7 protein-coding genes are annotated in these 7,395 nt (G+C 68.7%); 3 read left to right on the top strand and 4 right to left on the bottom strand.

Features of this window, described 5'->3' with window-relative positions; genetic code table 11:
• Positions 1 to 95 precede the first annotated feature (95 nt).
• Both ACFVX4_RS41235 and ACFVX4_RS41230 read right to left on the bottom strand, forming a co-directional pair.
• Entirely contained in the window at positions 96 to 815 is a 720-nt protein-coding gene (locus tag ACFVX4_RS41235) for a HEAT repeat domain-containing protein (RefSeq protein ID WP_389988399.1), read from the bottom strand.
• A 296-nt stretch (positions 816 to 1,111) separates the two neighbouring features.
• Positions 1,112 to 1,732 (bottom strand): SRPBCC family protein, encoded by a 621-nt coding sequence (locus ACFVX4_RS41230; protein WP_389988396.1) that lies wholly within the window; start codon positions 1,730 to 1,732, stop codon positions 1,112 to 1,114.
• 246 nt (positions 1,733 to 1,978) lie between these two features.
• Here ACFVX4_RS41230 and ACFVX4_RS41225 point away from each other — a divergent pair, with 246 nt between their 5' ends.
• The 3 genes from ACFVX4_RS41225 (at position 1,979) to ACFVX4_RS41215 (ending at position 5,731) form a co-directional block, all read left to right on the top strand.
• The gene (locus ACFVX4_RS41225; RefSeq protein ID WP_389988393.1) at positions 1,979 to 2,632 is read left to right on the top strand and encodes a TetR/AcrR family transcriptional regulator; all 654 of its coding nucleotides are present in this window, start codon (positions 1,979 to 1,981) and stop codon (positions 2,630 to 2,632) included.
• Positions 2,633 to 3,797: 1,165 nt separating this feature from the next.
• Positions 3,798 to 4,418: an ArsR/SmtB family transcription factor gene (locus ACFVX4_RS41220; RefSeq protein ID WP_389988390.1), complete on the top strand. Its 621-nt coding sequence runs from the start codon at positions 3,798 to 3,800 to the stop codon at positions 4,416 to 4,418.
• Positions 4,415 to 5,731, top strand: a complete 1,317-nt coding sequence (locus ACFVX4_RS41215) for an MFS transporter (protein ID WP_389988387.1) — start codon at positions 4,415 to 4,417, stop codon at positions 5,729 to 5,731. The genes ACFVX4_RS41220 and ACFVX4_RS41215 overlap by 4 nt, the downstream gene beginning before the upstream one ends.
• 608 nt (positions 5,732 to 6,339) lie before the next feature.
• On the opposite strand, the gene ACFVX4_RS41210 is transcribed toward ACFVX4_RS41215, so the two are convergent.
• Both ACFVX4_RS41210 and ACFVX4_RS41205 read right to left on the bottom strand, forming a co-directional pair.
• A complete protein-coding gene (locus tag ACFVX4_RS41210) occupies positions 6,340 to 6,801 on the bottom strand; it encodes a helicase associated domain-containing protein (protein WP_389988384.1) in 462 nt (153 codons plus the stop codon).
• A 78-nt stretch (positions 6,802 to 6,879) separates the two neighbouring features.
• Positions 6,880 to 7,395, bottom strand: a 516-nt coding sequence (locus tag ACFVX4_RS41205; RefSeq protein ID WP_389988381.1) for a RidA family protein, incomplete at its 5' end; no start/stop codon positions are given.

The raw sequence follows: 7,395 nt of genomic DNA, 5'->3' as shown, positions 1-7,395 counted from the left end.
GACGGCTCGACGGACTCGGCCTCGGTCACGTTCTCACTGGTCATCGATGCATCTTCCTTGATCAGGAGTTACACCGATCGTTTTACAGTCCCGACTCAGCAGCAGGCACCTGGAGAACAGGGGTGGGCACCGCGTGCCCACCCCTCGTGTCGTCGGCTTCGAGGCCGGTAGGCCTGGTTGGGGTGGGGGATCGGGCAGCTGAGGCGGGCCATGATGGTGCGGCAGGCGTTCTGCAGTTCTTCGTCGCAGGTGATGCTTCTGAAGCGGCCGCCGCGGCGGGGCAGTGCGAGTTCCGCTCGGATGCGGGGGAGAGCTGGTGCGGCGGCCGGGCCCATGCGGTTCAGGCAGGCCAGGACGTGGTTCGAAGTCGCGTCGTTCTTGTCCCAGGCGGCCGGCAGCGTCTGCATGACGACGGGGACCTCGGCTTCGCCGCCTATGTCCCACAGCGCGGCCGCGGCGTGGACGCGGATCCACGGGTCGTCGAAGGCCACCGACTTGCGGAGGCGCGGCAGTGCGCTCGCAGCGGGCGGGCCGATCCGGCCGAGCGCGTCGGTCGCCACATCGTGCCGGTAGCTGTCGAGCAGGTCGTTCAGCCGCGGCACGGCATTCTCCGGGTCGCGTTCGAGCTCCCACAGAGCGGCCGCGGCGGCTGCTCGGAGACCGAGGTCGTCCGCTTCGGCCAGGGTGCGGACCGTTTCCAGGGCGGATGCAGCAGCGGTGCCGAAGGAGGCGAGGCTCTCCAGGGCCATGACCGCTTCCTGGTGGGCGCGGTGCAGCAGCGGTTTCGGTGTCGCCCACACGTCCGGTCCGTGCATGGTGCGTTTGTGCGGCGATATGGAAGGCGAGGGCTTCGCGGGCGGGTTCGGAGACAGGGGTCAGGGATCCGAGGCTCTCGGCCGCCGCAGTGGCGGTGCAGGGGTCCTCCGGCAGCAGGTAGTTGTTCGCGCCGTGCCCCGGGCGAAGCTGCACGCGGTTCAACGCCGGGACGCGCTTCCCGGGTGTCGAGCCGCCGGGTGAAGCCGCTGCGGGGTCGAGGACTTCCTCGCGGCGAAGTGAAACCCGGCAGGCCTCCCGGGGCGCGGGCCCGGGAGGCCTGCCGGGTTTCACCCGTTCAGTTCCGCCGGTCGTCGGTGCGGGCCTCGGCGGCGGTCTTCAGTTCGTGCAGCCATGCTTCGAGGCCCTGGCGGAGGATCTCCGTCGCGGTGGGCACATCCGCGTCGACCTGGGCACCGGTGTGGGTTTCCTCGGTGCTCACGCGGACGCCACCCTCGACCGCGGTGAAGTTCCATACGTGGACACCGTCGATGCGCAGTCCCTCACCGATCGCGGGGCCGGTCCAGCGGATGCAGGAGTTGGGCCTGAGCTGCTCGACGGTCGAGGTGATCTCCAGCTCGGTCGCCGAAGTCGCGGGGTTGGGGGGTATCGGGGTCGTCCACCGGAACGCCGAGCCCTTCCGGAGGGGGCCGTGATCGAGGCGCTCCGCGGTCTTGACGGAGGTCTGCCAGGACGGCCAGCGCGCCACGTCCGTCTGCAGCTTCCAGACGGTACGCAACGGCGCGTGGATCACGGTCTCGGTCCTGTGGCGAACACGCGCGTCGGGATCGACACCTTCCCCGTGGCAGGTGAGGGACGTGCCGGGGTGGTGGTGGGCGGCTCCGGCGGGTGCGGCAGCGGTGCCGAGGACGGCGAGGGCGAGCGGGACGGTGAACAGGACGGTGCGGATGCCGGGCATGGTGTTCCCCTTGTCGGTTGCCGGGCGGGAGCTGTCTGTTGAGTACGCCCTGACTGTCGGGCGGATGTTTGTCGTCGGACGGGGCGGCGAGCGGGACGGCCGCACGGCGCACCCCCGAACGAGTTAGAAGCTTGCATGTTCGTTAGAAGTTATGACTAGCGACGTGGTGGAGGGTCAAGACCTTGCGTGATAGCTTCTAACGAAACCTTGAAGATGTAGCAGAGGGAACAGGGAAGGTGGCGGGCCGTGGGGGAGTCGGATCCGAAGACGCCGCGGGAGCGGTACCGCGCCCAGGTCCGCGCGGAGATCAAGGAACACGCCTGGGGGCAGATCGCCGCGGCAGGAGTGCCCGCGCTCTCCCTCAACGCGGTCGCCAAACAGATGGGCGTGAGCGGCCCCGCGCTCTACCGCTACTTCGCCGGCCGCGACGAGCTGATCACCGAGCTCATCCGGGACGCGTACCAAAGTCTTGCCGACACCTTCCGCGCGGCCTTCGCCGCCGGCGCCGACGTGACCGGGCTGGCGCACGCTCTGCGCGACTGGGCCCTGGAGGACCCCCAGCGCTACTTCCTCATCTACGGCACCCCCGTGCCCGGCTACCACGCCCCCGAGGACACCACCAGGATCTCCTCCCAGATCATGGCCACCCTGCTCGATGCCTGTGCGGCCCTCACCCCGGACGGCCCCGCGACACCGTTCGGCGCCCACCTGGAAGAGCACCGGGACTGGGCCGACGGCCACCCCGCCCCGCCCGCGGCCCTTCACCGGGCCTTGACCTTCTGGACCCGGCTGCACGGCGTCCTGTCCCTGGAACTCGCCGGTCACTTCACGGGAATGGGCCTCGACCCCGCCCTGCTCTTCGCAGCCGAACTCGATGACCTGCTCACGCAGCGGGCTTGACGTCTCCAGCTCGCGCCGCGCGCAGCTGCGGCCCATGGATCACGCCACGAGAAGCGCAGACAGACGCTCGGCAGGGGATTCCCGGCCGAGCGTTGTCCGTGGCCGGCTGTTGAGTTCGGCGGCGACGGCGTCCAGGCACTCGCGGCTATGGCGGGAGAAGCCGGTGCCCCGGGGGAGTACTGGTCGGCAGACCGTTGGCGCTGTCGACGACTACAGGGCGGTCCGACAGCCCGTCGTGGTCACTACCGGTGGGCGGCTCGGGCTGTCTGTGCCCGGCCTGTGACGGCCAGGCCGAGGCCGGAGATACCTGTGGCAGCCGGTGCGGCGCGGGCGTCGGAGGTGAGGAGACGGCGTCTGCGGGCTGGGATGGCTCAGGTGTCGCCGAGGGCTGTTGCGTCGTGGAACGTTGTCGGCGTGGGCGCAGCCTGGTGATGGCCTGCCAGTCGGCGAGCCACTCCTCGAGTGCGGGATCTGTGCGGGATCTGTGCGGGCCGGCGGGGGCATTCCTGGCCCTGGGTGTCCCAGGACATCAGTGTGCGGACGAGGACGATCGGCTTGTCCACGCTCACGTACCGGCCGTTGAAGGCGGCGTTCTGCGTGGTGATGGGCGGTGGCCCCCTTCGCTGAACAGTTGTTTCGCCCAGGTATGGATATGGATGCGTCGCAGGGGCGGACTGCCCTATTCGATCTGTAGTCGGCGCAGGCGTTGTGCCTGGTCGAGGAGCCTGCTTTCGTGGGTATCCGTCCCGTGATTCCTGTCCGCGGTTCCCGTGCCGTTGGTTTCTGTCATGAGTACTCGTCCCCTGCCCTGCCGTGTCCAGCAGGTTGGAACCCGGGCGGCGGAACCATACGGAACTTCGGTACTTCGGTGAACACCCGCGAACGCGGTGCTTGTAAGCACGCGTTCTGGCCCCCGCCCGGCCGGTGATGGGCCGATGAGCAGGCGCAGCCAGCGAGGCGCTCTTGCGCCCGGGCCAGGGTTTTGAGCGGGTACAGCTCGTGCCCGGCGGGGATAGGCCTCTCCAATTCAGCGCCACCCGCCACCCGCTACCTGCCACCGCGGCCTGCGTGCTGTCCGCATGGCATGGACGTGCATCTCGGGGCTGCGTGACGCTGTAGATCTGAGAGTTGACTCTCATGAATTGTGAGAGGATACTCTCATGTCATGAACTCCAGTAACCGCATGGGCGATATCGAGATCACTGATCCGCAAGCGATGCGGGCGTTGGCGCATCCGGTGCGGCTGGCGATCCTCGACCATCTGCACCGGAACGGACCGGCCACCGCGACCGAGCTCGCACCGGATGTGGGAGCCACGCCGTCGGTGACCAGCTGGCATCTGCGCCACCTGGCGACCTTCGGGCTGGTCCGTGACAGCGAGCCCGGACCGGACCGCCGACGCCGGCGGTGGGAGGCAGTGGCACGCGGCTTCCGGTTCGAGGAGTCGCAGGACCCGACGGACGAGGAGGGTCGGTCGGCCGCACGCGAACTCTCGCGGCAGATGTTCCTGCGCTACGCAGACCTCCCGAGCCGCTGGGCTGCCGAGGTCGAGCCCGGACTCGATCCGGCATGGCGCAGGCAGGCCGGTCTGGCCCATACCCGTGTCATGGTCTCCGCTGAGGAACTCGCCACCATCCAGGACGAGATCGAGCGCGTTCTCGCGCCGTACGTCACCCGGGACCCGGCCGACCGGCCCGCCGACAGTCGTGGCGTCCGGCTGATGCGCTACGTCCTGCCGGAAGGTGGCGGGGAACAGGGTGAGAAGCAGACAGGGCAGACATCATGAACGGCCTGGACCGGTCCCCTGCGATATCACTGTGGCGCGATCGGCGGTTCTCCCGCTTCTGGGCCGGCAATTCGGTCTCACAGTTCGGCGACCGGATCACCGAGCTGGCCCTGCCCCTGATCGCCGTCAGCGCGCTGAAAGCTTCGGCCAACCAGGTGGCATGGCTGACCGCGCTCATCTGGACCCCCAACCTGCTCGCGATCTTCCTGGGGGCCTGGGTCGATCACCAGGCACGCAAACGCCGTCTGATGATCCTCGCCGACCTCCTGCGCGCCGCAGTGCTGCTGAGCCTGCCGGCGGCCTACATGCTGGGGGCTGTGACGCTCACGCACCTGTATGCCGTGGCGTTGCTGACGGGCGCCGCCGGGGTGCTGTTCAACACCGCCTATCCGCCGTTCTTCGTACGACTCGTACCGCGCGCTTCCTATGTCGATGCGAACAGCAAGCTCAGCGCCAGCCGTTCGGTTTCCTATGTCGCCGGCCCTGCGATCGGCGGCGCTCTGGTCCAGGCGCTCACCGCACCCGTCGCCATCGTCGTGGATGCCCTGACCTTCCTGGCGTCAGCGGTCCTGATCGGCCGGGTCTCGGTTGAGGAACAGCCGGCAGCCGCCACCGGCACAGCCACAGCCTCACTGCTGCGGCGTGCCAGGGAGGGCCTGGCGTTCGTCGTCCGTCACCCGGTACTGCGGGCCGGTCTCGGTTGCGCGGCCACTGTCAACTTCTTCACCTTCGTCGCGGGCAGTGGGCTGATCGTGCTGTTCGCCAGTCGGAGCCTCGGACTGTCCGCAGGGGTGATCGGCATCGCGCTCGGGGTCGGCGCGACCGGCGCCCTGCTCGGTGCGGTGTCCGCTCCCGTGATCTCGCGACGGTTCGGTGTGGGACGCAGCATCGTCGTGGGCGCCGTGCTGTTCCCTGCGCCGATCGCCATCGCCGCCGCCGCGGATGGCCCTCTCTGGCTCCGCGCAGGGGCGTTGGCCGCGGCCGAGTTCTTATCCGGCTTCGGCGTCATGCTGTTCGACGTCAACCTCAACTCCCTCCAGGCCGCCGTGATCCCCGATCGCATGCGCAGTCGTGTCGCGGGTGCGTACAGCACGATCAATTACGGCATACGCCCCGTCGGTGCCATTGTCGGCGGCTTGCTCGCCACTCTCATCGGCCTGAGGTCGACCCTCCTCATCGCCGCTGCCGGAGGAGCCCTGTCACTACTCTGGCTACTGCCTTCACCGATACCCCGCATCCGCTCCCTGGCCCCGAACAACACTGCGGACACGGTGGGCGACGCGGATGACGACAATCGACCAGTACCTCATTGACCGCCGGTAATGGTCCTGCCCGGATTCGGGCAGAGGAGGGCGATCTGGACGACTTGGAACGCTGGGCGTGGGTGCTCTTACTGGAGTCTTGGGTGAGTCCCGGGACGGAGAGCCGCAAATGGAGTCCTTCGCCCCCGACCCGTGGGGCGGACTGATGATCCCTGTACACATGGACCTGAACGGCGATCCCGGCAACGAAAGCGGCCGCACCGCGTGCCACGACCGTCGCTCCTGCCCGGCCTGCCTACCAGCGCATGCCGAGCGCGTCGAGGCCCGTCCGCCGTTCCGCGCTGAGTCTGTCGGCTCGCTTGCGGACGTTGTCGAGCCACATCCCGAGCCTGCTCGCCCTCCCCAGCCGGCTTCTGACCCAGGAGGTTCTCCAGGAGCCAACTGCTGCGCGGGCACCGGCTCCTCCCAGCCGAACCGCTGCGCGCTCACACACCATCCGAGGTCCTCGCCCTGCGCGATCGCCTCGGCCGCGGTCATGGGTACGGTCCCGCCGTACCGGATCAGGCTCTGGGCGAGGCGGAAGCGCAGCTGCCAACCCGTGTCCCATGCCGGGCACCACCCCGGATCGATCTCCTCCAATGCCTCGCGCCGTTCCTCGGTCAGGGCGCCCATGCTGGTTCGACGGGGAGGCCGGCTTCGCGCCGCTGCGCGTTCTGTTCTGTGGTCCGGGCGGCGAATCGCTGGTTCTTGGCCCAGGTCGCGACGGGGTATCCGTGCTCGCCGATCGCGGTGGCGGGCGGCAACAGGTGGCCGTGCACCTTGGCCCAGGCGCCAGCGGCGGCAAGGCCCTCCTCGAACGCGACGTCCTGATGCGACCACACCATCCCCAGCCCGTCCAGCTGCTTCACCCGTCCCGCGTCCAGATGCCTCGGCTTGTGGAACCTTCGCTGATCAGCCGGCCATGTCCCCAGCGGGAACCCGGCCAGCGCCCAGTCGTCGGGGGTGAAGCAGCCGTACGGCATCCGCAACGGCACCGCCCCGGTCTCCTTCACGTACCGGGTCGTGGCCTGGATGCCGCGCCGCCAGAACGAGTTCTCGGGCTCGATCACCCGCAGTTTCACGAACTGCCTTCTCAGCGTGAGGCCGCACTGGGACGCCGGCCGTCGGTCCGTCGAGCAAGAACTCCTCGGGCAGATGCATCAGGGCCCGGCCGGCTGCGACGTGGCGGGCTTGGCCACCGGAGAGCTTGTGCACTCTCGCGTCGGCGATGTCGCCGAGGCCGAACTGTCCTCGTAAGCGGCTGCGGCCCCGTGCGCCTGGGCGGCGAGAGCGGTCACTTCTACGCGCAATCCCTCGATGGCGAGTGCGGCGACTGCGACGCAACACCGCGCCGGATAAGGCCGTGGTACGACCTCGGCGTAGACCTCGTTGAAGATGTCGCGGTCCTCGATGTCGGTGAGGTAGATCGTCAGGTGCAGCAGCCGGCTCGGGTCGCTGTTCGCCCGTCTGAGTACGTTGGCCAGGTTGGTGAGCGTCTGCCTGGTCTGCTCCCGCATGTCGCCCAGTTCGATCGAGCCGTCTTCGCGGTCTGGAATCTGGGTGGTGCACACCAGGCCGAAGCCGGGACTGTAAAACGATCGGTGTAACTCCTGATCAAGGAAGATGCATCGATGACCAGTGAGAACGTGACCGAGGCCGAGTCCGTCGAGCCGTCC

Source organism: Streptomyces sp. NPDC058240 (assembly GCF_042882135.1).
In the GTDB taxonomy this organism is placed as follows: domain Bacteria; phylum Actinomycetota; class Actinomycetes; order Streptomycetales; family Streptomycetaceae; genus Streptomyces.
This window is presented reverse-complemented; position numbering and strand designations above follow the sequence as displayed.